The 25,760-nt window shown below is 69.3% G+C and carries 20 protein-coding genes; 7 read left to right on the plus strand and 13 right to left on the minus strand.

The annotated features are described in order from the left end of the window. Positions 1–849: 849 nt before the first annotated feature. The 3 genes from ABZ260_RS02725 to ABZ260_RS02735 all read right to left on the minus strand — a co-directional run bounded on the left by ABZ260_RS02725 (position 850) and on the right by ABZ260_RS02735 (position 4,393). Positions 850–2,907: a glycosyltransferase gene (locus ABZ260_RS02725; RefSeq protein WP_355612048.1), complete on the minus strand. Its 2,058-nt coding sequence runs from the start codon at positions 2,905–2,907 to the stop codon at positions 850–852. 63 nt (positions 2,908–2,970) lie between these two features. Further along, a complete protein-coding gene (gene wecB, locus ABZ260_RS02730; RefSeq protein WP_350923021.1) occupies positions 2,971–4,140 on the minus strand; it encodes a UDP-N-acetylglucosamine 2-epimerase (non-hydrolyzing) in 1,170 nt (389 codons plus the stop codon). Positions 4,141–4,189: 49 nt separating this feature from the next. Further along, complete coding sequence (locus ABZ260_RS02735) at positions 4,190–4,393, minus strand: hypothetical protein (protein WP_355612052.1); 204 nt, start codon at positions 4,391–4,393, stop codon at positions 4,190–4,192. On the opposite strand from ABZ260_RS02735, the gene ABZ260_RS02740 reads away from it, so the two are divergent. The 5 genes from ABZ260_RS02740 to ABZ260_RS02760 all read left to right on the plus strand — a co-directional run bounded on the left by ABZ260_RS02740 (position 4,380) and on the right by ABZ260_RS02760 (position 11,248). After that, positions 4,380–6,176, plus strand: coding sequence for a glycosyltransferase (locus tag ABZ260_RS02740; RefSeq protein ID WP_355612055.1), 1,797 nt, complete (start codon positions 4,380–4,382; stop codon positions 6,174–6,176). The two genes, ABZ260_RS02735 and ABZ260_RS02740, sit on opposite strands and share 14 nt — an antisense overlap. Before the next feature lie 129 nt (positions 6,177–6,305). Then, a complete protein-coding gene (locus tag ABZ260_RS02745) occupies positions 6,306–7,571 on the plus strand; it encodes a nucleotide sugar dehydrogenase (RefSeq protein WP_355612058.1) in 1,266 nt (421 codons plus the stop codon). 19 nt (positions 7,572–7,590) lie between these two features. Further along, positions 7,591–8,679: a glycosyltransferase gene (locus tag ABZ260_RS02750; RefSeq protein ID WP_350923011.1), complete on the plus strand. Its 1,089-nt coding sequence runs from the start codon at positions 7,591–7,593 to the stop codon at positions 8,677–8,679. 60 nt (positions 8,680–8,739) lie between these two features. Beyond that, the gene (locus tag ABZ260_RS02755; protein WP_355612062.1) at positions 8,740–10,563 is read left to right on the plus strand and encodes a DUF4434 domain-containing protein; all 1,824 of its coding nucleotides are present in this window, start codon (positions 8,740–8,742) and stop codon (positions 10,561–10,563) included. Between the two features lie 19 nt (positions 10,564–10,582). Continuing rightward, entirely contained in the window at positions 10,583–11,248 is a 666-nt protein-coding gene (locus tag ABZ260_RS02760) for an NUDIX domain-containing protein (RefSeq protein WP_350923007.1), read from the plus strand. A 147-nt stretch (positions 11,249–11,395) separates the two neighbouring features. Here ABZ260_RS02760 and ABZ260_RS02765 read toward each other — a convergent pair whose 3' ends face one another. Further along, positions 11,396–12,019, minus strand: a complete 624-nt coding sequence (locus tag ABZ260_RS02765) for a Uma2 family endonuclease (RefSeq protein WP_355612067.1) — start codon at positions 12,017–12,019, stop codon at positions 11,396–11,398. 62 nt (positions 12,020–12,081) lie between these two features. Here ABZ260_RS02765 and hisC point away from each other — a divergent pair, with 62 nt between their 5' ends. Continuing rightward, positions 12,082–13,143 (plus strand): histidinol-phosphate transaminase, encoded by a 1,062-nt coding sequence (hisC, locus tag ABZ260_RS02770; protein ID WP_355612070.1) that lies wholly within the window; start codon positions 12,082–12,084, stop codon positions 13,141–13,143. 78 nt (positions 13,144–13,221) lie between these two features. Here the strand turns inward: hisC and ABZ260_RS02775 are convergent, their stop codons facing one another. From ABZ260_RS02775 to purD, 5 genes are all read right to left on the minus strand, one after another. After that, entirely contained in the window at positions 13,222–14,163 is a 942-nt protein-coding gene (locus ABZ260_RS02775; RefSeq protein WP_355612074.1) for an EamA family transporter, read from the minus strand. A 219-nt stretch (positions 14,164–14,382) separates the two neighbouring features. Continuing rightward, a complete protein-coding gene (locus ABZ260_RS02780; RefSeq protein WP_350922997.1) occupies positions 14,383–15,672 on the minus strand; it encodes a GTP cyclohydrolase IIa in 1,290 nt (429 codons plus the stop codon). Positions 15,673–15,897: 225 nt separating this feature from the next. Beyond that, entirely contained in the window at positions 15,898–17,166 is a 1,269-nt protein-coding gene (gene murA / locus ABZ260_RS02785; RefSeq protein ID WP_350922994.1) for a UDP-N-acetylglucosamine 1-carboxyvinyltransferase, read from the minus strand. Positions 17,167–17,410: 244 nt separating this feature from the next. After that, entirely contained in the window at positions 17,411–18,445 is a 1,035-nt protein-coding gene (locus tag ABZ260_RS02790; protein WP_355612077.1) for a hypothetical protein, read from the minus strand. A gap of 156 nt (positions 18,446–18,601) precedes the next feature. Then, on the minus strand, positions 18,602–19,834 hold the full coding sequence (gene purD, locus ABZ260_RS02795; RefSeq protein ID WP_355612080.1) for a phosphoribosylamine--glycine ligase: 1,233 nt from the start codon (positions 19,832–19,834) through the stop codon (positions 18,602–18,604). A gap of 448 nt (positions 19,835–20,282) precedes the next feature. Here purD and corA point away from each other — a divergent pair, with 448 nt between their 5' ends. Further along, positions 20,283–21,401, plus strand: coding sequence for a magnesium/cobalt transporter CorA (gene corA, locus ABZ260_RS02800; RefSeq protein WP_355612083.1), 1,119 nt, complete (start codon positions 20,283–20,285; stop codon positions 21,399–21,401). A 9-nt stretch (positions 21,402–21,410) separates the two neighbouring features. Here the strand turns inward: corA and ABZ260_RS02805 are convergent, their stop codons facing one another. The 4 genes from ABZ260_RS02805 to fbaA form a co-directional block, all read right to left on the minus strand. Next, on the minus strand, positions 21,411–22,337 hold the full coding sequence (locus ABZ260_RS02805; protein WP_355612086.1) for a glycerophosphodiester phosphodiesterase family protein: 927 nt from the start codon (positions 22,335–22,337) through the stop codon (positions 21,411–21,413). A 287-nt stretch (positions 22,338–22,624) separates the two neighbouring features. Further along, on the minus strand, positions 22,625–23,908 hold the full coding sequence (locus ABZ260_RS02810; RefSeq protein WP_355612089.1) for an adenylosuccinate synthase: 1,284 nt from the start codon (positions 23,906–23,908) through the stop codon (positions 22,625–22,627). 152 nt (positions 23,909–24,060) lie between these two features. Continuing rightward, entirely contained in the window at positions 24,061–24,480 is a 420-nt protein-coding gene (locus ABZ260_RS02815; protein WP_030916144.1) for a DUF3151 domain-containing protein, read from the minus strand. 157 nt (positions 24,481–24,637) lie between these two features. After that, positions 24,638–25,660 carry a class II fructose-bisphosphate aldolase gene (gene fbaA, locus ABZ260_RS02820; RefSeq protein ID WP_030916146.1) on the minus strand — a complete coding sequence of 341 codons (1,023 nt, stop codon included), beginning with the start codon at positions 25,658–25,660 and terminating at the stop codon, positions 24,638–24,640. Positions 25,661–25,760: the final 100 nt, after the last annotated feature.

Below are 25,760 nucleotides of genomic sequence, written 5' to 3' on the forward strand. Positions count from 1 at the left end.
GCTCCTGGTCGAGGCCCTGGCCACCGCCTGGGGCACCCACCACGACCCCGAAGCAGGCACCGCCGTCTGGTTCCACCTCCCAACCAACGAAACCAGCGAAACCAACAGAACCGACGGAGCCAACAGAACCGACGGGCCTGACGGACCCGGCTCCTTCTCCAGCTGACCCACCTGACCGAAGCTCCTCTCCCGAGGCGTACCCCTCCCTCCGGTCACCGTGGTGGTTCGAGTCGCGGTGTGCCTGTCCGGCTGGACCACGGCAGAGGAGTGGAGTGAGGTTCCCTCCGGTCACAGCGGTGGTCCGAGTCGCGGTGTGTCCCATCAGGCGACCACACTCGCCCCCGAGCCAAGCCGTGACCGACAACGACAAGCCGCAACAAGCCGACCAGCGCCAGCGAATCACGACGGGCCCGATGAACTACAGGGAGCCCCCTGCGCTCCTTCCCGCACCGCTGCTTCAGCTACGGCGACGGGCCCGGAACGCCCCTCGTACGGATTGCTTCAGCGTCCAAGAGCCCGATGGGCGGCCCGCAAGGAAGCGGCTACGGCCCGCAGGCCGTACGGCGAGGCAAAGGGTGCGCGGAGGTGGGCGGGTGCTCCGGGCGGCTTATAAGAATCCGCAACCAGCGCGCCCGCCAGGCCGAAGGCCTGAACCCCCAGACCCGCCACCAACGACGGCCGCCCGGAGCACCCGCCCACCGGAGCGCGAACGCGTCCCCGCCAGAGAACGCGTCCCCGCCAGAGAACGCGTCCCCGCCAGAGAACGCGTCCCCGCCAGAGAACGCGTCCCCGCAAGAGCAACCGGCCCGTCATCGAGCACACCGGACCCCGCGACGGCCCGGTCAAAAATCAGATCATCACATGCGCGTCCGGATGCCCCACGAAAGAGAACTGCGCGTTCCGGGTGAGCTTGATGTCGTCGGCCTGCCAGGTGTGCATGCCCGCGTCGCCGCTGCGCCAGTAGACGAAGTTGAACCGGTCCGCGGAGTAGATCTTGACCCGGTCCTCCTTGAGCCGGCGGACCAGGCGGGTGTCCTCGCCCCGGGTGACGTCCTCGAAGCCGTAGTGCCGGAACATGTCCGCCCTGCCGAGGAAGGTGCCGCCCTGCACCAGGAAGGCGTAACGGTGCTCCAGCCCCGGCAGGCGCAGCATCGTGGTGTTGCTGCCCTCGAAGTAGGCGTAGTGGGCGCCCTTGCCGACCAGTTCGGCGTCGGAGTAGTCGAAGGCACGGGCCAGGTCCGACAGGTAGTGCTCGCCGTACAGGTTGTCGTCGTCCATCTTGGCGATCAGCTCGCCCTCCGCGGCGGCGATGCCCAGGTTGAGGCAGGCGCCCAGCGACAGTGACGAGTCGGCGGGCAGCACCACGACGTCGGTGATCCCGGCCATCCGCGCCTTGTCGGCCACCACGACGGGGTCGATGTCCAGACCGTGCAGGACCATGACGAGCTGGACGGGGCGGTGGACCTGCTTCGCCACCGAGGAGATCGCGTGCTCGATCTGGGCGGCGCGGTTGGTGGGCAGCACCACCGAGATCGACCGGGTCCGCCGCTCCACCGGCTTGCCGAGGATCTCCAGGATCTGGTCCACCCGGTGCGAGAACAGGTGCTTGTCGAAGACCTCGCGCATCGCCAGGTGTCCCTGGCGGGCGCGGAGCTCGGGGCTGTTGATCAGATGCAGGACCTGGTTGTACGACTCCAGCTCGTCACGGGCGATCGGGATCAGCGACCCGAAGGTCTCCTCGATGGCCCGCGACCAGCCCGAGACGATCGACGTCGAGCAGGCCGACAGCTCGAAGACCCGGCGGGCGCACATGGTCGGCGAGTCGAGCACCGAGTTCACGTTGAGGAAGACCTTGTACATCTTGTACGCGGCCAGCATCTGGTCGTACGGGAGCTCGCCCACGATGTGCGGGACGTACTCCTTCGGCCAGGCGTACTTCTCGTCCACGGTCCCGTTGCGCGCGAAGATGTGCAGGCCGAGCTCGCGGATCGGGGCGAGGACGGTCTCCATCTGCTCGCGGCGCTCGGGGTGCTTGTCCCTGAAGTACATGCCGGCGAAGACCACGTCGTTCAGGCGACCGCGCTTCTCCTGGATCGGGTTGTGCACCCGGGGCTGCGCGGCGAACTGCAGCACGTCGACCCGGTCGTGGCCCAGCACCTCGCGGTAGCGGGGCACCATGTCGCCGTCGCAGGTGAAGACGTAGTCGAACAGCTTGGCCGTGTCGATGAAGAAGTCAAAGTTCGGCGGGTCCTCCTTGTTCCAGAAGACCGTGGGGATCCCCTCGACGCGGCACCAGTCGATCAGGGCGCGCAGCTCGGGCTTGGGGGCGTTCGTCCCGGTCATCTGGTAGCGCCAGCGGCCCTGGTTGCCGTGCCAGGCCGACTCCACGAACAGCAGCTCGGGACGGCGCTCGGCGAAGATCTCCGGCCAGTCGCGGAGCCCGAACTCGATCTGGTCCCACTCGTACTTGAACGCCATCCGGGAGAAGTCGTCCAGGATGACCGCGACCTTCATGTCCGGACGGACGATCGGACCGGCCGGCCACTTGACCTGCGGCACGTCGACCACGGGCCCCTGCTGGTCGAGCTCGGCGACCACCTCGGTCACCGGGCGGGGCGGCTTGGGGCCCTTGCGGGCCTGCATCGCGGAGCGCAGCCTGCCCGGCAGCGCGGTGACCCCCGATCCCTTGGCCGCGGTCAGCGCCTCGGCCACCCGGTACGGGCGCTGCACCTTGGTCGACTCCAGCTTCCACTGCGCGTAGTCGGCCTTCGCCTCGGCGATGGCGAGCCGCCGCTCAAGGTCCCGGACGCGCTCCTCGAAACGCTCGACGACCTTGCGCTCCTCGGGCAGCCAGTTGATCGGCCCAAGACGCTGGAACTTCGGCTCTTCGGGGGTCTCTTCGCTCATGGGGGATCGCCTTTGTCCGGGGTCGTGCCAGGCTACGGCCTATGCCGTACCGAAATAGCCGTTTTAAAGGGATTTGGGCGGTACGGCTTGCCCAGCCGGGGAGAGGTTGCCGCCGCGCAGCCAGTTCTCGATCACCCGGGCGATCCGGGGACCGGCCTTGCCGTCCCAGAGCGGGGGCAGCTCACCGGAAGGCGTCGCCGCGCCGTCCGCCAGTGCCAGGTCGGCGGCGGCGGGCAGCTGCGCGGGGGTGACCAGCCGGTTGGTGCCGTGCGTGATGGTGATCGGCCGCTCGGTGTTGGGCCGCACGGTGAGGCAGGGGACGCCCAGCATGGTCGTCTCCTCCTGCACGCCGCCGGAGTCGGTGACCACCAGCGTCGCGCCCCGCACCAGCGACAGGAAGTCCACGTAGCCCAGCGGATCGACGATGCGCAGGTTCTCGGTGTCCACCAGCCCGGCCTCGGCCAGGCGGGTCCGGCCGCGCGGGTGCAGCGGCACCACGATCGGGAGGCGCTCGCTCACCGAGAGCACCGCCTCGACCAGCTCCTTGGCGGAGGCGGGGTCGTCGACGTTGCCGGGACGGTGCAGGGTGGCCACCCCGTACCGCTCGGGCAGGCCGAGCCGGGAGCGGACCGGGGCCGGATCGAGGTGGTCCAGCGCCGAGAACAGGCTGTCGATCATCGGGTTGCCGACGAGGTGCACCCGGGCCGGGTCGACACCCTCGGCGGCCAGGTAGGAGAGCGCGTCGGGAGAGGTGGCGAAGAGGATGTCGGACAGCGCGTCGGTGACGACCCGGTTGACCTCCTCCGGCATCTCCCGGTCGAAGGAGCGCAGGCCCGCCTCCACGTGCGCGGTCGGCACGTGGAGCTTGGCGCACACCAGGATCGCGGCCAGCGTCGAGTTCACGTCGCCGTAGACGACGACCAGCGTCGGCCGCTGCTCAAGCACCACGTCCTCAAGGCCGACGAGCAGCGCCGCCGTCTGGCGGGCGTGCGAGCCGGAACCGACGGCCAGGTTGGCGATCGGCTCGGGGAGGCCGAGGTCGGCGAAGAACACGTCCGACATGAGCGCGTCGTAGTGCTGGCCGGTGTGGATGATGCCCTGCCGCACGCCCAGTTCGGCGAGCGCGCGCACCACCGGAGCGGCCTTCACGAAGTTGGGCCGCGCGCCGAGCACGTGCAGGACAAGGGGATTCTCGGGGCCCTGAGAAGCGCCCGGACCGGCAAAGTCCCTCATTGACCTCGCCTTTCATGCGGCAGTGGGGCAAACCCTGCCTATGGTACGGTCACGGCGTGGTATCCGATGCCAACAGGCCAGACTCCCCCTCGGTTCCCGCGAAGCCCTCGGCTCCTGAGAAGCCCTCGGTGCCGGCGACACCCGCCACATCGGTGACGCCTCCGGCCGCCGGGCCTGACGCGGAGCCGGTGGCGACCTCGGGCACGGCGACGACCCCGGCCGTGGAGGTGCCTCCGGCCGTGGAGGTGCCCACGGAGCCCGCCCCGCCGCCGAGTGCGGAGACGCCCCCGGTCGTGGAGACGCTCCCCGGTTCGGACACGCCCCAGGCGTCGGCGACGCTCCCCGCTCCGGCGACGCCCCCGGCCGAGGAGAAGGTCCCCGCGGAGCCGGTGTCACGGGCCCCGGTGTCGGCGAAGTCGGCCAGGGCCGGCCTGCGCGGGCTGATCAAGGGTTTCGTCCAGCATCCGGTGATCGTCTCCCGGGTCGTGGCGACAAAGGTCAAGTCCGACCCGGTACGCGTGGCGCAGGCGGCCGCCGAGACGCTCCCGTCGAGAATCCGTCCCGTCGTGGGCCGGTTCGCCTGGCCCGTCGCGCGCCGCGCCAAGATCGTCGTCCGCAAGCTCGGCATGCGCATGGTGAAGGGCCCGTGGACCGAGGCGAAGGAGCACTTCGACGCCGGCCGGATGAGCGAGGCCGCCGAGGTGCTCCAGGCCCACACCCGCTACCCCTTCATCAGGCGCCGGGCCGCCTACTACGCCGGAGAGCTGGCCGCGATCCAGCCGAACCCGATCCCGCCCAAGGCGAAGGTGATCGTGGGTGAGCGGTTCCACGGCCGGGTGCTGCACTGCGTGACCAACGCGCTGCCGTACACGCAGGCCGGATACACGGTTCGCACGCACCGCATCGTCACCTCGCAGAAGGCCGCCGGGCTGGATCCGCACGTCGTGACCAGCTGGGGCTGGCCGATGATGCAGGGCCACGCCGACGCGACGCCGTACGAGGAGATCGACGGGATTCCCTACCACCGGCTGATCCCGAGCGGTGAGGTGCCCTTCGAGAGCCAGGGGCGGATGATCCGGGGCGCCGGAGAGGTCACCGAACTGGTCAGGACCCTGCGTCCGCAGGTGCTGCACGCCGCGACCGACCACCGGAACGGCTCGGTGGCGCTGGCGGTGCGTGAGCGGACCGGCACGCCGATGGTCTACGAGGTCCGGGGCTTCCTGGAGGAGACCTGGGCCTCCCGCGACCCCAAGCGCATCGGCAGCCAGCGGCACGTGCTCCAGCGCGACCGCGAGGCGTTCATCATGCGCTCCGCCGACGCGGTGGTCACCCTCGCCGAGACCATGGCAGCCGAGATCGTCGAGCGCGGGGTGCCGAGGGAAAAGATCTACCTGGCGCCGAACGCGGTGGACGACTCGCTGCTCAGTGCCGAGTACGACGGTGCGGCGTTCCGCGCCGCCTACGGCATCGAGCCCGGCGACATCGTCATGGGTTCGGTGTCGAGCATCGTGGCCTACGAGGGCTTCGCCACCATGATCAACGCCGCCGCGCTGCTGCGGGACGAGGGCGCGCCGGTCAAGATGCTGCTCGTCGGCGACGGCGTGGAGCGGGCGGCACTGCTGGAGCAGGTCGAGGAACTGGGGCTCGGCGACATCGCGATCATGCCGGGACGGGTCGGCCCCGACGAGGCGCTGCAGGCCCAGTCGGCGATCGACATCTTCGTCTGTCCCCGGGAGGACCTGCGCGTTTGCCGACTTGTTACGCCATTGAAACCGGTCGAGGCGATGGCTCTCGGCAAACCGGTCGTGCTGAGCGACCTGCCCGCCCTGTCGGAGCTCGTGGGCTCCGACGGCGCCGGGCTTCTGGTGCCGGCGGGGGACCCCGAGGCACTGGCCAAGGCGATCGCCGGACTGCGTGACGATCCGGGACGGAGGGCCGAGATGGGTGAGGCTGGACGGGCAGAGGTGGCCGCGAAGCGTACGTGGAGCCGCATCGCGGAGACGTACCGTGATATTTACCGATCGATTGCCGGTTAATGACCTTGTCATGGCACCGGGGATACCTGCCGTTTGTGATGCGTTCAATCGCATTAGGCGTAGCTCGTTCGGACTTGAGATAGCCTTTGCGACCATGAAGTGTTGTTTCCGGCGTTCCAAGGTCATCCAGTGACTGCCTACGACCTGGCCATCATCGGTCTGGGCTACGTCGGCATGCCCCTGGCCAAGGAGGCCACGGCAGCCGGTCTGCGGGTCGTCGGCTTCGAGGTCGACTCCGGCAAGATCGCTGCTCTCAACGCGGGCAGGTCCTACATCGACGACCTGACCGACGCCGACCTTGAGCACATGCTGGCGGGGGGATTCACCGCCACGGGGGACGAGTCCGTTCTGGCCGACAGCCGGACCATCGTCATCTGCGTGCCGACCCCGCTCGACGAGGACCACCGCCCCGACCTGTCCGCGGTCGAGGGCGCCACCGGCACCGTCGCACGTAACCTCCGCGCGGGCTCGCTGGTGGTTCTGGAGTCCACCACCTGGCCCGGCACCACCGACGAGGTCGCCCGTCCCATCCTGGAGGAGGGCTCCGGCCTCACCGCGGGCACCGACTTCCACCTCGCCTTCTCGCCCGAGCGCATCGACCCGGGCAACCCCAAGTACGGCCTGCGCAACACCCCGAAGGTCGTCGGCGGCTACACCTCCGCCTGCAAGGACCGCGCGGTCGGGTTCTACTCCCAGTTCATCGAGCAGGTCGTGCCGGTCAGCGGCACCCGCGAGGCCGAGATGGCCAAGCTCCTGGAGAACACCTACCGCCACGTCAACATCGCCCTCGTCAACGAGATGGCGATCTTCTGCGACGAGCTGGGCGTCGACCTCTGGGAGTCGATCGAGGCCGCCGCCACCAAGCCGTTCGGCTTCCAGAAGTTCCTCCCCGGACCAGGTGTCGGCGGTCACTGCATCCCCGTCGACCCGTCCTACCTCTCCTACACGGTGCGCAAGCTGGGCTACCCGTTCCGCTTCGTCGAGCTGGCTCAGGAGATCAACGAGCGGATGCCGTCGTACGTGGTGGCCCGCGTGCAGCGCCTGCTCAACCGGCACAGGAAGCCGGTCAACGGCTCCAAGGTGCTGTTGCTCGGTGTCACGTACAAGCCCGACATCGCCGACGAGCGCGAGACCCCGGCCCTGCCGGTCGCGCGGGCGCTGCGGGAGCTGGGCGCGGAACTGGTCTTCGCCGACCCGTACGTCAAGGACTGGCGGGTCGACGGGGTTCAGGTGCCGCGCGAGGAAGACCTCGCCAGGGGAGTCATCGAAGCCGACGTGACGCTGTTGCTTCAGCAACACGCCGCCTTCGATCTGTCGATTGTCGAGGACCAAGGCAAGCTCGTGCTCGACACCCGAGGCGTGCTCGCCGAGGGTGAACGCGTCGAGCGGCTCTAGCGACGAAGGGCTGCGCGCAGTGCACGTGCTCGTCATGACCGTGGTGCATCATCCCGAGGACGCCCGGATCCTGCACCGGCAGATCCGCGCGCTCGTGGACGCCGGTCATGAGGTCACGTACGCGGCCCCGTACACGGCGCGGGGCGTCATGGCCCGATCCTGGGTGAACGGCGTTGACCTCCCCCGTGCGGCCGAGCGCAGGCGGCTGTCGGCGGTGCGCGCCGCGCGCAAGGTCTTCAAGCGCATGCGCGGCCAGGTGGACCTGGTGGTCATCCACGACCCGGAACTGCTGCTCGCGGTGGTGGGGGTGCGCAAGCGGCCCCCGGTGGTCTGGGACGTGCACGAGGACACTCCGGCGACGCTGTCACTGAAGCCCTGGCTGCCGGCGTTCCTCCGCCCGCCGGTGCGCTTCATGGCCCGCCTGCTCGAAGGCACCGCCGAGCGGTACCTGCACCTGCTGCTGGCCGAGACCGCCTACGCCGGACGCTTCCGCCAGGCCCACCTGGTGGTGCCCAACGAGACCTGGGTGCCCGACGAGGTGACGCCGCCGGGCGACGACCGCGTCGTCTACCTCGGCTGGCTGTCGGGGGCACGCGGGGTGCGCGAGGCCATCGAGGTGGCCCGGCTGCTCCAGCCGTACCGGGTGTCGGTCGAGCTGATCGGCTACGCCGACCCGCAGTCGCGGCCGACGCTGAACGAGGCGGTGGCGGAGGGCGTACTGGAGTGGCGCGACTTCATGCCCAACGACGAGGCGCTCAAGCGGCTCGACGGCGCGCTGGCCGGTCTCTCCCTGCTGCACGACGAGCCCAACTACCGGCACTCCATGCCCACGAAGATCGTGGAGTACATGGCCCACGGCATTCCGGTGATCACCACCCCCTCGCCTCGCGCGGTGGAGCTGGTCGAGCGCTACGACAGCGGCATGGTCGTGCCCTGGCAGGATCCCAAGGCCGTGGCCCAGGCCGTGCTCTTTCTCCGCGACGACGTCTCAGCGAGGCACGCCCAGGGCGCTCGGGGGTATGCGGCGGCCCGTGCGAACCACCACTGGCCCAACTCGGCCCGTCGTTTCGTCGCCCAGCTGGAGGCGTGGGCGGGCGTCAAGAGCTGATTTCCGGTATGGCAAAGCTCCTTATGTCTGCCAGATCACAAGAACGGTAGTGTCCTGAACGTGCGCTGGCTCATCGCTTTTCTGGGCGTGGCGATCCTCGCGGGAGTGGCGGCGTTCGTGATGATCACGCCTGCCGAAGACAGTTCTCCGACCAGCGGGAGCTCGCCGCTCTCCCCCTCGCCCTCGCCTTCCCCCTCGGTGCCGGTCCCGGAGACGACCGAGTTCACCGACCCGTGTGGAACGTTCGACACGGCCATGGGGGCGCCGTACGCGATCACCGGTTACTGGCTCGTCCCGACCGCCGACCACTGCACCTGGCGGCGGCAGTTCGCCGCCATCCACAAGGTGGGCGGTGACACCGTGATCAGGATCGGCTGGGGCCTGCAGGCCCGCAGGGTCGACGACGACGGCCGGATCCTCGACGGCGAGGGGAAGGTCGATCCCCGCTACGAGCCGTGCGAGGAGAACGGGGTGCCGTGCGTGACCGCGGCGGAGAACGACCTCAAGGCCGCCAACCCGGGCAACCGGGTGAGCTGGACGTTCGTCTACCGGACCGACGAGGCGTTCGGCTCCCAGCTCTTCCGCTGCCCCGAGTTCGAGCGGAAGATCGTCACGAGGAAGGCCGTCTTCTACCGGATCATCGCCACCGACGACGGCAGCGACGACGCGAGCTGCGAGAACATCAAGGGCAAGGGGCGCGGCTACCACGTGATCCTGATCGCGGGCGCGCATGAGGACAGCCTCACCGAGCTGCTCGATCTCGGCGACCAGTTCGGGGTGAAGGTGTTCCCCGCGCTGCCGCTGGCCCCTCGCGACCCGGCGCAGAAGACCCGGGCCGCCAAGCAGGGCACGAACACGCTCACCACGCTCACCCGGCGCATCATGCAGGACTACGGTGCCCGCTTCCGGGAACGGGCCTCGCTGGGCGGCTTCTACCAGCCGTTCGAGCTGCAGATGCGGGAGATGAAGTACACCGGCGAGTCGGACGACGACCACCCGACGCTCAAGATGTACGCCTCGCAGCACGAGATCGTCGAGCAGGAGATGCCGGGCAGGCCCGTCCTCGTCAGCCCCTACCTTGACGCCCGCAGGCAGCGGCCGTTCAGCGCCACTCCCAAGCAGGTGGCCAGGGGCTTCGAGGCCCTTGTCCGGACAGGGGTCGGGATCATCGCGCCACAGGACAGCCGGGGAACGGGGAAGGTCGGGCTGTTCTGGCCCGACCAACGCGAGGAGAAGGCCGACAAGCGGCTGTGGCCGGCCGTCGGGGAGAAGACCAACGGCGACGCTTACCACGGCTCGACCCGCGATTACTACCGGGAGATGTCAACCGTCCGGACGGAGATGGCCGGGCGGGGCCACAACGTGGAACTCTGGGCCAACGTCGAGGCATTCGAGCCGTCCGGCGAGGAGACCTGCGCGGCCGGGTACAAGAGGGGGAGCACCGACAAGGAACGGCTCGACGCGGCCGTGGCACAGGTCGGGCGCTACGTCTCCAAGGTCGTCTCCTACATGTGGAGCGACTTCTACACCTGCGGCTCGCCGTCCCTCGCCGAGGAGATCGCCCGCGACTGGAACCGGCCCATCGCGGCCGACGCGGTCCGCATGCAGCGCGACATCCAGGACGGTATGGAGATCCGCGGCTACAACATGCCCATGGGGTCCAAGGTCACGATCACCTGGGAGGGCCAGCAGGAGCCCCGTGTCGTCGAGGTGGCCGGGGTGAACCTCACGGACCTGCCGCCCGGCCTGCCGGTGCGGATGGAGACGGCGTGGATCCCGTTCGACTGGTCCCAGGTGCCCGAGGACACCTGGGTCCAGGTCCTGGTCACCGCGGCCGACGGACGCGCCGCCTCCGAGCCGTTACACGTCCGCGTGCGGCTCTGACCGGTGTAACGTGCCTGCCATGGTTCCGCGCATTCCCGTCAGCGTGGACCTGGTCGTCCTCACGGTGCGTTTCCAGGCGCTGAGCGCACTCGTCTGGCGGCGTGACAACCCGCCGTACGAGGGACGCTGGGCCCTGCCAGGCGGCTTCATCCACCTCGACGAGGACCTGCCCGCCGCCGCGGAGCGGATCCTCGCGGAGCGGGCGGGCCTGCCGGGCGCCCCGGTGCACCTGGAACAGCTCCAGACCTACGGCTACCCCGACCGCGACCCGCGCCAGCGCGTGCTGAGCGTGGCCTACCTCGGTCTCGCCCCCGACCTTCCCGCCTCCACCGAGGCGCACATGAGCTGGCAACCGGTCTCCGCGCTGTGCGAGATGGCCTTCGACCACCGGCGCATCCTGGTCGACGGGATCGAGCGGGCCCGGGGCAAGCTCGAATACACCCCGCTCGGCGCGGCCTTCTGCCCGCCGGAGTTCACGGTCGCCGAGCTGCGCCGGGTCTACGAGATCGTCTGGGGCCGTGTCCTCGACCCGCGGAACTTCCACCGCAAGGTCACCAGGGCCGAGGGCTTCCTGGTGCCCACCGGCGACACCACCACCCGCGACGGCGGCCGCCCCGCCAAGCTCTACCGCCGCGGCCCCGCGATGTTCCTCCACCCCCCGATGCTCCGCTCCCTCAAGGATTGACGTCCTCCCCGGCGTAGAACGCCGGGGATTCCTACCGTGCCGTTCTCGCGGCACCTGACCGCGGGGCCGTCGAGCCAGGTTCCGGAGACAGGCCGGTCATCGATGCGGCGACCTTCACCGATGCGGTCCCCAGCCTTGTCCGGCCGGTCAGGACCGAGGGTTGCCGATCTCCGTCAGATCGATGTCGATGTCGTAGGGGAGGCTGAGCTTCAGCCGATTCTGATGGACGCCGGTGAGCGCGTACGCCCTGGTCACCGGGTTCAGTTCGTAGACGTAGACGCTGGGACGGTTCTCGACGTTCTCGATCCGCCAGAAATGGGGGATGCCGGCCTCGGCGTACATCTGGGGCTTGCGGTTGCGATCGCGCTCCTCGGATTCCTCGGAGACGACCTCGACGGCGAGCAGCACATCTCCCGCCTCGTAGAAGGTCCGCGTCATTTCGGAGGGCGCGTGTGCGTGCAGGAGCACGAGGTCTGGCTCCGGTCGTTGGCGTCGCCCCAGCTTCACCGTCATCTCCCGCTCCACCCGAAGATGGGCGGGTGCCGTCCGATCAAGCTCTCTGTGCAGCAGGAAGAGCACGAGAGCGTGAAAACGGGTCTGGGGGCTCACGAACACGAGGGTGCCATCGATCAGTTCCGTGTGAGGGGGGATCCCCGGAAGCCGATCGAGGTCATCGGCGGTGAAGCCCTCTATGGGGGGAATCGCCCAGTCGGGAATCGGCTCGACTTCGGCCAGCGGTGCGATGCTCATGTCGTCCTTCCGGTCGGGCATGCCTCTCACCTCCAGTCTTACAGGATGATGCCCCATCCGCCCGCTGCTCATAAAGTAAGGCCATGCCTCGTTTCCGCGCGATCCTGGACACAATGCCCCCTTACCGGGCGGGCAAGGCCGTGGTGTCCGCCGACGGCCGGTCCTACAAGCTCTCCTCGAACGAATCTCCCTACGAGCCGCTGCCCTCGGTCGTCGAGGCGGTCGCCAGGGCCGCGGCCCAGATGCACCGCTATCCCGATCCGGCCGCCACCGGGCTGACCGAGGCGCTCGCCGAGCGGTTCGGCGTGCCGCCCGAGCACATCGCGCTCGGCGCGGGCTCGGTGACGGTGGCCCAGCAGCTCTTCGAGACCGTGAGCGAGCCGGGTGCCGAAGTGATCTACGCCTGGCGGTCCTTCGAGGCGTACCCGCTCCTGGCCGACCTGGCGGGGGCGACCTCGGTGCGGGTCCCGCTGCTGGGCGAGGGGCACCATCTGGATGCCATGGCCGACGCGATCACCCCGCACACCCGCATGATCTTCGTCTGCAACCCGAACAACCCCACCGGCACCGTGGTCCAGGCGGCCGAGCTGGAGGCGTTCCTCGACCGGGTTCCGCAGGACGTGCTCGTCGTGCTCGACGAGGCCTACCACGAGTACGTCAGGGACGCCGGGGTCCCCGACGGGATCGCCGTCTACCGTGACCGGCCGAACGTGGCGGTGCTGCGCACCTTCTCCAAGGCGTACGGCCTGGCCGGGCTCCGGGTGGGCTACCTGATCGCCGCGGAGTCGGTGGCGTCGGCGGTCCGCAAGACGACCGTGCCGTTCGCGGTCAACCAACTCGCACAGGTCGCCGCGATCGCCTCGCTGGCGGCCGAGGACGAGTTGCTGGAGCGGGTCGAGGTCGTGGTCAAGGAGCGCGACCGGGTCCGCGGCGCGCTCGTCGCCCAGGGCTGGACGGTGCCGGCGACCGAGGCCAACTTCGTCTGGCTCCGGCTGGGCGAGCGCACGCTCGACTTCGCCGAGGCGTGCGCGGCCGAGGGCGTCGCGGTGCGGCCCTTCGCCGGTGAGGGCGTCCGTGTCTCCATCGGCGATCCTGAGGCCAACGACACCTTCCTGGCGGCCGCGACGGCCTTCCCGAGGAGCTGACCGCCCCGCCAGGGCGCTTTCGGCACCGGCCGGGAGCGTCATGACGGGACGACCGCCGCACGCGGGCGAGCCCGCGGCCTACACGGTCGCGGGCTCGGGGCCGGAGACGGGCTCCGGCTTCTTGCGTCGCTCCGTGGAGACCACCAGGGCCACGCCGAGGACGATCACCATGCCGCCCGCGATCATCGGACCGGTGACCTGCTCGCTCAGTACGAGGGCGCCCAGCACGACCGCCACGACCGGGTTGACGTAGGCGTAGGTGGAGACCAGCGAGATCGGGGCGTTGTTCAGCAGCCACACGTACGCCGTGAAGCCGACCAGCGATCCGACCATGATCAGGTAGGCGAGCGCGATCCACGACCGGGTGGAGACGTCCGCGAGGTCGACATGCTCGCCCACCACGGTGGAGGTCAGGGCGAGCCCGACGCCGCCGGCGGCCATCTCGACGGCGCTCGCGGTGAAGGGGTTCGCGGGCATCGGGATGCGGGACGTCAGGAACGAGCCGACCGACCAGGACAGCGACGCCAGCAGGATGATCACGATTCCGGTGCTGTCGGCCGCGCTGCTCCCACCGGTCAGCGAGAGGACCGCCACACCGCCGAACCCGATGAGCACCCCCACGAGCGTCAGTACCTGCGGTCGGTCCCTGAACAGGACCCTGAAGATCACGAGCCAGAGTGGCGTCGAGGCCACCAGCAGCGCCGCCAGCCCGCTGGAGATGTGCTGCTCGGCCACGGCGACCATGCCGTTGCCGCCGTTCAGCAGCAGCAGGCCGACCAGGGCGGCCCCACCGGCCTCCTTCCAGGTCATCCGGAAGGACTCGCGCCCCTTCAGCAGGAGCACCACGACGCCGAGGATGAGCGCGGCCGTGACGAAGCGGATGGCGCCGCTGAGCAACGGGGGCATCGTCTCGATCACGATCATGATCGCGAGGTAGGTGGACCCCCACACCACGTACACGATCGCCAGCGCCCCCCAGACGAGGAGCGCCTTACGGCTGTCAGCACTGTCATGACGCATAGCTCGTGACAATACTGGCAGGGCCCGACATCTCGCGCGCGGGGTTCGGTCCCCTCCGCCACGCTGAGATCGGCGCTCGCGGCCTGACGGACCCTCGCCGCGCCGGGGCGGGCGGACCGTGCCCCGGCCGGTCGTGCCATGCCGAGCCAGGCGGGCCGTGACCTGGGAGGTTCCGCCGTCCGGGTGCGGCGGAAGCCTCCAGGTCGAAAGGCGGAGGGCTCAGCGGGTGCCGAGCTTCTCCACGATCAGCCGGTACAACTGGCGGGGACGGCCGGGTTGCGGTGTCCGGTTCGGCGGAAGCGGCCACGCGAGTCCCTCGTCTACCAGCGTGCGCAGCAATCGTCGTGCCGTACGCGGGGTGACGCCCAGCATCTTGCCCGCGCCCTCCGCGTCCACCACCGTGTCCCCACCCTCAAGCTTGGCGGCCAGCCGGGCCAGCACCTCCACACCCTTGGGCTTCAGCGGTCCCGTGCCCTGGGGAGGCATCCTGGGCGCCGGGATCAGTGCCCTGCCCTCGCGGTCGACCGCGAAGCCCTGGGCCTGCTTGCCCGCCTGGGTGCGCGCCAGAGCGGCCCTGGCGTGCGACTCGGCGTCGTGGGTCGTACGGCCCATGCCGACGCCGACCTCGACCGCCAGGCCGAGTTCGTCGCGGACCCGCGCGGCGAACGGCAGGACCCGGAACCCCTCGGTGGCCGCGGCCACCGAGCCACGGGTCGCGGTGACCATGTAGCTGTGATCGTCGACCGCGGTGACCGACGCGTTGATCCGGTTGGCCTCCTGCACCAGCAACCGGTGCAGGGAGAGCCGGAGCTCGTCGCGCCAGTAGCGTGGCGCGGCCCGGCGGACCGGCTCGCGCAACGTGGGCACCTCCACCAGGACCACGGTGAGTTGTGACTCCTCCAGCCGGTGGTGCGCGCCGAGCAGTGCCGCCGTGTGCAGCGCCGTACGCACCGCGGCGGAGGTGGGGCGGATCCTGACCACGGGCACCCCTGCCGTCTGAAGGCGGTCGGCGACCGCGGGCAGGCAGGTGAGCGCCCCGCTCGTGCTGCCCTGGCGGGCGAGGCGTTCATGGAAGGCCGCGATCGTGCCGGTGGCGCCCGGCTCGTCGCGGCTCTGTACGTCCCCTGAGGGAAGGCTCAGATCGCTATAGGCCTCCTCGACCTCTGCTCTGCTCAGGATGTCGATGCTGACCCTGCGTGGGTCTATCCGCTCGTCCATCGCGGCCCTCGCCAGCGCGGCGATCAGCGCGGCGCCGCCGAGCTGGACATACGTCGCGGGCATCGTCAGCACCCCCGATCGCCGGGCCAGGTCGTAGGGGACCGGGCTGGCGAACAGACACGCGTCCACCCCGGCTCCCAATCGAGTGACCTTGTCCGCGGCCTCCTGCTCGTCACGGTATGCCGCCGCCACCAGGCGGCAGGGTAATGGGGCCGCCGCGTGCCCCATCAACATCACCCGTTCAACGAGGTCATGGGGGCCCACCACACCGATGGTGAGATCTGGTGTCATGGCACCCGGGCGTGACACTCGTGGCGCTTCTTCGGCCCGCTCGACCAATGTTCGTCCCATCATGCCGTCCGTTTGTTTTCGGCTCTCTTTTGGAACGATCGCTTGTGAGGGCCGTAATGTCACGCCCGATTTGCGGCCAATTCCGGAAGCTGCTTCCGGGTTAAACCTATGACTGGCATCGTTTACACAGGTCAGAGCGGTTTTTGAGCGGCTCAAACCCGCTGATTATGGCGCTGAAATCTCTCGGCGCACATCGCCGCCCAGGGCCTGCATGCGCTCGGCGAGATAAGAGTGCCCGCGGTCGATGAGATATCCCGATCCGATCACGGTCTCCCCTTCAGCGGCCAGACCCGCGAGCACGAGGGCGATTCCCGAGCGCAGGTCGTGAGCGGTCACCTGTGTTCCAGTGAGCGGGGTCGCACCACGAACGACGGCGCTGTTCTCTTTCACTTCAATATCGGCGCCCATTTTGTTCAGTTCTGAGGCCAGAGCGAAACGACCGTCGAAGATTCGTTCATGAATGTAGCTGGCGCCGTCGGCGAGACAGGCGACCGTCATGATCGGCGACTGCAGGTCGGTGGCGAAGCCGGGATAGGTGTCGGTGATCACATTGATCGGACGCAGTGGACGATCCCTGCGCACGTGCAGCACCGCGCCGTGGTCGGCGAACTCCACCCCCATCTGCTCCAGCTTGTAGCGGACCACGCCGAGGTGGTCCAGGTCGGCGCCGACCAGGTTGACCTCTCCGCCGGTGACGGCGGCGGCCATGGCGAACACGCCCGCGTCAAGGCGGTCCGGCATCACGGTGTGCTCGACGGCCTGGAGCTCCTCCACGCCCTCCACGGTGATGAACCCGGTGCCGCCGCCGCTGATCCTCGCGCCCATCCGGGTCAGCATGTCGATCACATCGAGGACCTCGGGCTCCAGCGCGGCGTTCTCGATCACGGTGGTGCCGCGCCCGAGGGCGGCGGCCATGATCAGGTTCTCGGTACCGGTGTGCGAGGGGGTGTCCAGGTACAGGGTGGCACCGGTGAGGCCCGCCGACTTGACGTGGATGACCGCGTCACCCTCGTCCACGATCGCGCCCAGGCGCTTGTAGCCCAGGTAGTGGAAGTCGAGGTTGCGGCTGCCCAGGTTGCAGCCGCCCACGCCCTCGATGATCGCCTCACCGAGACGGTGCAGCAGGGCGGGCACGAACAGCACCGAGCCGCGGAAGCGCCGGGCGATCTCCGCGGGCAGCACCGGGCTGCTCAGCGTCGAGGCGTCGATCACCAGCGTGCGCTCCGCCTCGTGGAGCTCGACCTTGGCGCCGACCGTCTCCGCCAGCTCGACCGCGCGCCGGACGTCCTCGATGATGGGGACGTTGCGCAGGACCGTGCGGCCTTTGGAAGCCAGCAGCGCGGCACCGATCATGGGCAACACGGCGTTCTTGGCACCCTGGATGAAGGCGGTTCCACGAAGTGGGTTGCCACCGCGCACGCGGTAACGGACCATGCGTCATGCTCCTTGGAAGTGTTCTGGGTAACTCGTGTGGCGCGAGGCGGCAGCCGAGGTTATCGGCCAACAGTAGCCGTTGAATGCCCCTGAACCGGCCAGTTCGAGGGTGAACTGCCCCTGAACCGGCCGATAAGTCATCTGCCGCCGCCGCGTTGCGCGGCGACCACGTTTTCGCCTGCGGTTTCCGGGCTCGCGGGTGTCACTGTGGGGCGCGGCACCGGGAGACCTCGGGCCTCGGATGCTACCTGCCCTCCGTGTTCACCGCGGCGGTGAGCGGGGAGGCGGCCGACAGGAGATTGTCGGCCCGCTGGTCCACGAAGCGGGTGACGACCTGCTGTCCGTACCCGAACGCCATCGCCCAGACCAGGATCGCGGGCTGCGAGCCGAGCCCCGCGAAACCGGGCACGAAGCCCGAGTTCAGGATCAGTAGCCCGAGCACGGCCGTGGCCACCCCCGCGGGCGCCTTGAGCAGGTTCTGGACGACGGCCAGCGAGTAGCGGGTGGACAGCTCCGAGCGGGTCGACAGCGAGGCGGCGGTGGCCAGCGCCGCGCCCAGCATGCCGATCAGGGCCACGAGCGGGACGTCGCCGTGGCCGGGCCGCAGGCCGCCGGTCGGGCAGATCTGGGCGGGCATCAGCCCCTGGGTGCGGATCACCGACTGGTCGCCGCACATCGGGATGACGTCCGGCCAGATCGCACCGATGACCACCACGCTCAGCACGATCAGGGAGAGCATGACCACCCCGCCGATGAGCAGGTTGCGGAAGCTGCGGACCCGCCCGGTGTCCATCGCCTGCGCGGTGTACGCGGCCCGCAGCACCGACTGCATCAGCGGTCTGTCGTTCTCACCGAGGTCTCCCGCCGCCAGCCTGGCCTGGAGGTGGACAAGCCGGGGGTCGTCGCCGGGCAGGTAGGCCCGGCCGATCGCGACCACCTCCGGTGCCCGCCCGCACAACTCCGCCACCGGCAGCACGCCGTACAGCATCACGGTGGCGCTGTTGACGTTGGACCAGGCGCCCTCGATGGCCTGGCCGGTCAGCCAGCGCCGCACACCGTGCCTGCTGCGCGCGTACTCCTGCGCGCGGGCCAGGTGCGTGCCGATGCCCTCGCCCACCGAGACCGGCCGGCCCGCCTCGTCGCACATCGTCAGAACGCGCTCGGCGTCGGCCCTGATCTCCTCGCTCCGGGTGGCCACGTAGACCCGCCAGGTGCCCGGCCAGCGCAACACGCCGGTGTCGCCGATCCGCTCGGCGGTCAACGCTGGATCAAGCGACATGGTTCCTCCGGGGGGGCGGAGCCGGCGCGGAGTCGGCCTGGGCGGGGCACCGACTGCCCCAGGCTTATCGCGACATGCCGATCAGGCGCTACGCCCCGGCCGGGGCAGGCCGTGCCGTTTTCAGAGGCCGTGCCGTTTTCATAGACCGTGCCGCTTTCAGCGGGCGCGGCCCGCGATGTCGGTGCGGTGGTGCGAGCCGCGCAGCCGGATGTGCTCCACCGCCTCGTAGGCCGCCGCCCGCGCCGCGGGGACGTCGGGTCCCGTGCCGACCACGCTGAGCACCCGGCCGCCGTTCGAGACGATCCGGTCGCCGTCCAGCGCGGTGCCCGAGTGCAGCACGTAGGCGTCCTCGACCGGGTCGGACAGCCCTTCGATCACGTCGCCCTTCACCGGGTCCGCCGGGTAGTTCTCCGCCGCGATCACCACGGTCACCGCGGCGCCGTCACGATAGGAGAGCGGCCCGAACCGGTCGAGCGTCCCGTTCGCGCAGGCGAGCAGCAGGCCCGCGAGGGGCGTCTGGAGCCGGTCCAGCACGACCTGGGTCTCCGGGTCGCCGAACCGCGCGTTGAACTCGATCACCTTCGGGCCCTTGGAGGTGAGGGCCAGCCCCACGTACAGCACCCCCGTGTACGGCGCGCCACGCCTGGCCAGCTCGGTCACGGTCGGTATGACGGTCTCGGCCATCACCTGGTCGGCGAGGTCGTCCGGGGCCCACGGCAGCGGCGTGTAGGCACCCATCCCGCCGGTGTTGGGGCCCTGGTCGTCGTCGTAGGCGCGCTTGTGGTCCTGGGCGGGCTGGAGCGCCACGGCCGTGGCGCCGTCGCAGAGCGCGAACAGTGAGACCTCGGGACCGTCGAGGAACTCCTCGATGACCACCCGCCCGCAGGCGGCGGCGTGCCGGAGCGCCTCCTCGCGGTCGTCGGTGACCACCACGCCCTTGCCGGCGGCCAGGCCGTCGTCCTTGACCACGTATGGCGTGCCGAACTCGTCGAGTGCCGCGGTGACCTCCTCCGGCGTGCCGCAGGTGTACGACCGCCCGGTGGGCACGCCCGCCGCGACCATGACGTCCTTGGCGAAGGATTTGGAACCCTCGATCCGGGCCGCCTGCCGTGAGGGGCCGAAACAGGGGATGCCGGCCTGCCTGACGGCGTCGGCGACGCCGGCGACCAGTGGGGCCTCAGGGCCGATCACGACCAGCTCCGCCCGGAGCCGCTCGGCCAGTTCGGTAACCGCGGCCGGGTCTGTCGGTACCACCGGATGCAGGGTCGCGACCTGCGCGATACCCGCGTTTCCGGGAGCACAGTGAACCTCGGTGACCTGGGGGTCCGCCGCCAGCGACCGGCACAGGGCGTGTTCACGCCCGCCGGCTCCAATCACAAGAACGCGCACTTGTCAGAGCCTATCGTCCCCCCGGATCGTCCCTCGGGCCGTGTCGGCACACCCGGACTTCGCCGGTGGCCGAACGTCAGAGTTGTCCACAGCCTGTGGATAACCCTGGGGAACTCGCGACGTGTCGGATACGCACGGGAGGTGCCAGTAAACAGGGTGTGAATTTTGTCAGGTTGTGCATGATCGATGCTTGAACCTGGGAGTAAGCTGAGAGCCATCCCCCTATTCGTGTTAAGTTTTGAGTGGCTTTGCGTGTCTCTTGCTGATTGGAGGTGGTTCGGGATGTCCTCTGGCGATCCCAGCAGTACGTGCTCGCGCACGCCTGCTGTGCGCACCCTCGACCACCCCGTCTCGGTGCCCGACCGGCGCCGCACGCATCGTCGCCTCCACTTGTGGTGACAGCGCATCGCGTGCGGAATCCCGCCAGGTTGGGCGGGAAAGGCTCGCCATGCGCTCCTCGCTCCTTTTTCCCCGTATCAAGCACGCCCGCACGATCCGTGCCCCGCACGCGCCCGCCGTCTCGCTCGGTGCGCGGATGAGCGGTGTCTGCGTCCCGCCGAGCGACTCGCTCGTCGAGTACGCCGCCTACATCGACGGTAAGAAGATCGAGGCCCTGGGCATCCCCGACGCCCTGGAGCTCGTCCGCGCGCACAACGCGTCCGTCGAAGGGAACAACGCCTTCGTCTGGGTCGGCCTGCACGAGCCCGACGCCCCCGAGGTCGAGTGGCTGGCGGAGGTCTTCGCCCTGCACCCGCTCGCCGTCGAGGACGCCGTCAAGGCTCACCAGCGACCCAAGGTCGAGCGCTACGGCGACTCGTTGTTCGTGGTCCTGAAGACCGTCGCCTACCTCGACCACGACGTGCTGACCGCGACCAGCGAGATCATCGGCACCGGAGAGATCATGGTGTTCGTCGGCACCGACTTCGTGGTGACCGTGCGGCACGGCCGGCACTGCCCGCTCTCGGAGGTGCGGGAGCGCCTTGAGGACAAGCCCAAGCTGCTCAGCCGGGGCCCCACCGGCGTGCTGCACGCGATCGCCGACCACGTCGTCGACAAGTACCTCACCGTGGCCGACCGGATGCAGACCGAGCTGGAGGACGTCGAGGCGATGGTCTTCGCGGACGTCAGCGCCCGTGACATCGGCCGGATCTACAACCTCAAGCGCGAGATGATCGAGATGAAGCGGTCCGTCACACCGCTCCAGGCACCGATGTCCACGCTGGCCCAGCGCCGGATGATCCCCTCCGAGATGCGCGAGTACTTCCGTGACGTCGTCGACCACCTGGCCCGCGTCTGCGAGCAGGTCGAGTCGTCCAACGAGCTCTGCAACTCCATACTGCAGGCGGCGCTCGCCCGTTCCAACGCGCTCGCCAACGAGGACATGCGGAAGATCTCCTCGTGGGTCGCCATCATGGCCGTCCCCACGATGATCGCCGGCATCTACGGCATGAACTTCGAGCACATGCCCGAGCTCGACTCCGTCTTCGGCTACCCGCTGGTGCTCGGCGTGATGGTCATCGCCTGCACGCTGCTCTACCGGGGCTTCCGCCGCAACGGCTGGATGTGACCCGATCCCTCAGGCGCTCATCGGGCGGGCGGGGGTGACCGGCTTCGGGACACGCATGCCCCGCCCGGCCCACAGGGCGATCATCCGGTCGGGATAGTCGGTGACGATCGCGGCCGCCCCGAGATCGAGCAGCTCGGCCGCTCGCCCGGGGTCGTTGACGGTCCACACGGCCAGCGGCAGGGCGGCCTTGTCCGCTCGCCGGGCGAGCTCGGGGTCGACCATCACATGCTCGGGGGAGAGCGTGGTGCCCCCGGCCTCGGCGGCGGCGGCCGGGATGTCGCCGCCGAAGTCCTCCAGATGGAGGCCGTCGAGCCAGGCGCTGTCCATGGTGGCACGCTCGATCAGGGCGTATCGCCCGGTCGCGGGGGCCAGGGAGCGGGCGATCCGCAGGACGCGCCAGTCGAAACTGAGGATGGCCGCCTGGTCGAGCCTGCGGTGCCGGTCGAGCTCGGCGACCACCATCTCGGTGAACTCACCGACCTCGGCGCTCAGATCGGGCCTGGTCGGGTCCGACTTGAGCTCCACGTGCACCCGCACCCCGTCGGCTCCGTAGGCGTCCATCAGCCCCAGCACGGAGCCCAGGGTCGGCATCCGGGTGTTCGGCACCGGCAGCTGGGTCGGGGCGAAACGGTCTTCGGGGTGGCGCGGCACCCGCACTCCGCACTCCAGCGTGCGCAGCTGCGCCAGCGTGAGCTCGCCGACGGGCCTGCCCACGTACGGGAAGGCGGGGTCGTCGCGGAAGGCGGGCCGGACGTCGGTGCTGGTCACAGCGGACACTGTGAGGTCGTGTGTGAGCACCAGCCGCCGATCGGCGGTCAGTGCGACGTCGAGCTCCAGTGCGTCGACGCCCAGCTCCAGGGCGTGGGCGAAACCGGGCAGGGTGTTCTCGGGACGGAGCCCACGGGCCCCACGGTGACCGTGAATCTCGGCATGCACACAGGGACCTTATCCATCTCGCGTACCGATCCCCAGTACGGCTCGCGCCTAGGCGACGCCGGGCGCGGGCCGTATCGGTCGAAACCAGGCCCTTGGCACTTCTGCTCACCACGGCGACACCTGGCCGATCCCCGTCGCCGCGGGGATCGGCGGGAACGGACCCAGGCCCTGTCCTTTGGATCTTTTGCCTACTGCGGTCGGTCACCGCGGCGCGCCGCGACTCCCTCCTCCGCCTTGCGAGGCACCACCTGACCGATCCTCGCCACGGCAAGATCGCAGGACAGGGCCTAGACCAGCGGGTGGATCTGGAGCGTCTCGGTGCGGCCGGGGCCGACGCCGATCGCGGAGATCCTGGAGCCGCTCATCTGCTCCAGGGCCTTCACGTACGCCTGCGCGTTGGCGGGCAGGTCCTCGAAGCTCCTGGCGCCGGTGATGTCCTCCTGCCAGCCGGGGAACTCCTCGTACACCGGCTTGGCGTGGTGGAAGTCGGTCTGGGTCATCGGGATCTCGTCATACCGGACCCCGTCGACCTCGTAGGCGACGCAGACGGGAATCCTCTCCAGGCCGGACAGCACGTCCAGCTTGGTGAGGAAGTAGTCGGTGACACCGTTGATACGGGTGGCGTACCGGGCGATGACCGCGTCGAACCAGCCGCAGCGGCGGTTGCGGCCGGTGGTCACCCCGTACTCGCCGCCGGTGGTGCGCAGCCACTCGCCCATCTCGTCGTCGAGCTCGGTCGGGAACGGACCCGAGCCGACGCGGGTGGTGTACGCCTTCAGGATGCCGATCACGCGGGTGATCCGGGTCGGCGGGATGCCGGAACCCGAGCAGGCGCCGCCGCTCGTCGGGGAGGAGGAGGTGACGAACGGGTAGGTGCCGTGGTCGATGTCGAGCAGGTTGCCCTGCCCGCCTTCGAGCAGCACGACCTTGCCCTCGTCCAGGGCCCTGCCGAGGATCAGCGAGGTGTCGGCGATGTGCGGCTTGAGGCGCTCGGCGTAGCCGAGATACTCGTCCAGGACCTTGTTCGCGTCGATCACCCGACGGTTGTAGATCTTGGTGAGGATCTGGTTCTTCTCGCCCAGCGCGACCTCGATCTTCTTCTGCAGGATGCCCGGGTCCAGCAGGTCCTGGACCCGCACGCCCATCCGGTAGATCTTGTCGCCGTACGCGGGGCCGATGCCGCGCCCGGTCGTGCCGATCTTGGCCTTGCCGAGGTAGCGCTCGGTGACCTTGTCGAGGGCCTTGTGGTGGGGCATGATCAGGTGCGCGTTGGCGGAGATCAGCAGCCGCTCGGAGGAGACCCCCCGGGCCTCAAGCCCGTCGATCTCGCTCAGCAGCACGCCCGGGTCGATGACGACACCGTTGCCGATCACGGGGATGACGTTCGGTGAGAGCACTCCCGTCGGCAGCAGGTGCAGCGCATACTTCTGGTCGCCGATGACGACCGTGTGGCCCGCGTTGTTGCCTCCCTGGTATCTGACGACATAGTCGACCTGATCACCAAGTAGGTCGGTCGCCTTACCCTTGCCCTCATCGCCCCACTGGGCACCAACGAGAACGACAGCCGGCATTGTGATTCTCCCACCGCAAAAACGAAAACCCCTGGCGCAATCGCTACAGGGGCTCTTGCGTGGTGAGAATACCCGACGGCGTCCGAAATGGGGATCTCCCACCTCGGGGCGAGAGATCCCACGGGCAGATCAAGGGGCGGATCAGGGCCGGATCAGCGGCCGGTCAGCTCCTTGGACGCCTCGGCGCTGGAGTCCTTGAGGAACTGGAAGCACCGCTCGGCCTCCTCCTTCTCCCCGATGCTCTGGGCGGCGCGGGCCAGTGCGTGCAGACACCTCAGGAACCCCTGGTTGGGCAGATGCTCCCAGGGGATCGGGCCGTGCCCCTTCCAGCCCGCCCTGCGGAGCTGGTCCAGGCCCCGGTGGTAGCCGGTGCGGGCGAAGGCGTACGACGTCACGGCGTGTCCCGCCGCGAAATACTCGTCCGCGAGTGCCGCCCAGGCGGTCGGATAGGCGGGGAAACGCGCGGCGACGTCGGATGGCTGGGCACCGGATTCCAGTGCCTGCCGAGCTTCAGGCAGGTCCGGGAGCAGGGTGGGCGGCGGGCCGGCGAGAAGGTTCTCGTGGGATTCCATAGCGACAGTCCTATCTGGTGAACCCGCGCCAAGCCAAGATCGGCTCCCGGGGACTTTCCGGAAGCCGATCTCGTGACCTGGCGGGGACCCTCCGAACATTGACCGGTTTTACCCGGTCTCTACCGAGAATTTCCGGTCTGCGTTGGCCGCCGGGTCATCAGGAGATCTTGGTGCCCGCCGACTTGAGGTGCTGGGCGGCCTCGACGATCCGCGCCGCCATCGAGGTCTCGGCGGCCTTGCCGTACGAGCGGGGGTCGTACACCTTCTTGTTGCCGACGTCGCCGTCGACCTTGAGCACGCCGTCGTAGTTCCTGAACATGTGGTCGACGATCGGGCGGGTGAAGGCGTACTGCGTGTCGGTGTCGATGTTCATCTTCACCACGCCGTAGGCGATGGCCTCGTGGATCTCCTCGAGCAGCGAGCCCGAGCCGCCGTGGAAGACCAGGTCGAACGGCTTCTCCTTGCCGTACTTGGCGCCGACCGCGTCCTGGATCTCCTTGAGCACGCTCGGCCGCAGCTTGACGTGGCCGGGCTTGTAGACGCCGTGCACGTTGCCGAAGGTCGCGGCGAGCATGTAGCGGCCGCGCTCTCCCAGGCCCAGGGCCTCGGCGGTCGCGAGGGCGTCCTCGGGGGTGGTGTAGAGCTTCTCGTTGATCTCGCCGACGACGCCGTCCTCCTCGCCGCCGACGACGCCGATCTCCACCTCAAGGACGATCTTCGCGCGGGCGGTCTTCTCCAGGAGCTCCCTGGCGATCTCAAGGTTCTCGTCCAGCGGCACGGCGGAGCCGTCCCACATGTGCGACTGGAAGAGGGGGTCCTCGCCCCTGGCCACCCGCTCAAGGGAGATGTCGAGCAGCGGGCGTACGAAACCGTCCAGCTTGTCCTTGGGACAGTGGTCGGTGTGCAGGGCGATCGTCACCGGGTAGTTGGCCGCGACGACACGGGCGTACTCCGCCAGTGCCACCGAGCCGCTCACCATGTTCTTGACCGTGGTACCGGAGAGGAAATCGGCGCCGCCGGTCGACACCTGGACGATGCCGTCGCTCTCCGCCTCGGCGAAACCCCTGAGTGCGGCGTTGAGGGTCTGTGACGAGGTCACGTTGATGGCCGGGTAGGCGAAACCTCCCGCCTTGGCCCGGTCGAGCATCTCGGCGTAGACCTCTGGGGTCGCGATGGGCATCGTGTCATCTCCTGGAGACGGCTGTGGGCAGCTGGCACGGGGCTATGAAGACATTGCCCATGGGCCAGTATTCCGGGTTCCTTCCCAACCGGATAGCTCC

The sequence above is a fragment of the Streptosporangium sp. NPDC006013 genome, from assembly GCF_040614275.1.
Classification (GTDB): domain Bacteria; phylum Actinomycetota; class Actinomycetes; order Streptosporangiales; family Streptosporangiaceae; genus Streptosporangium.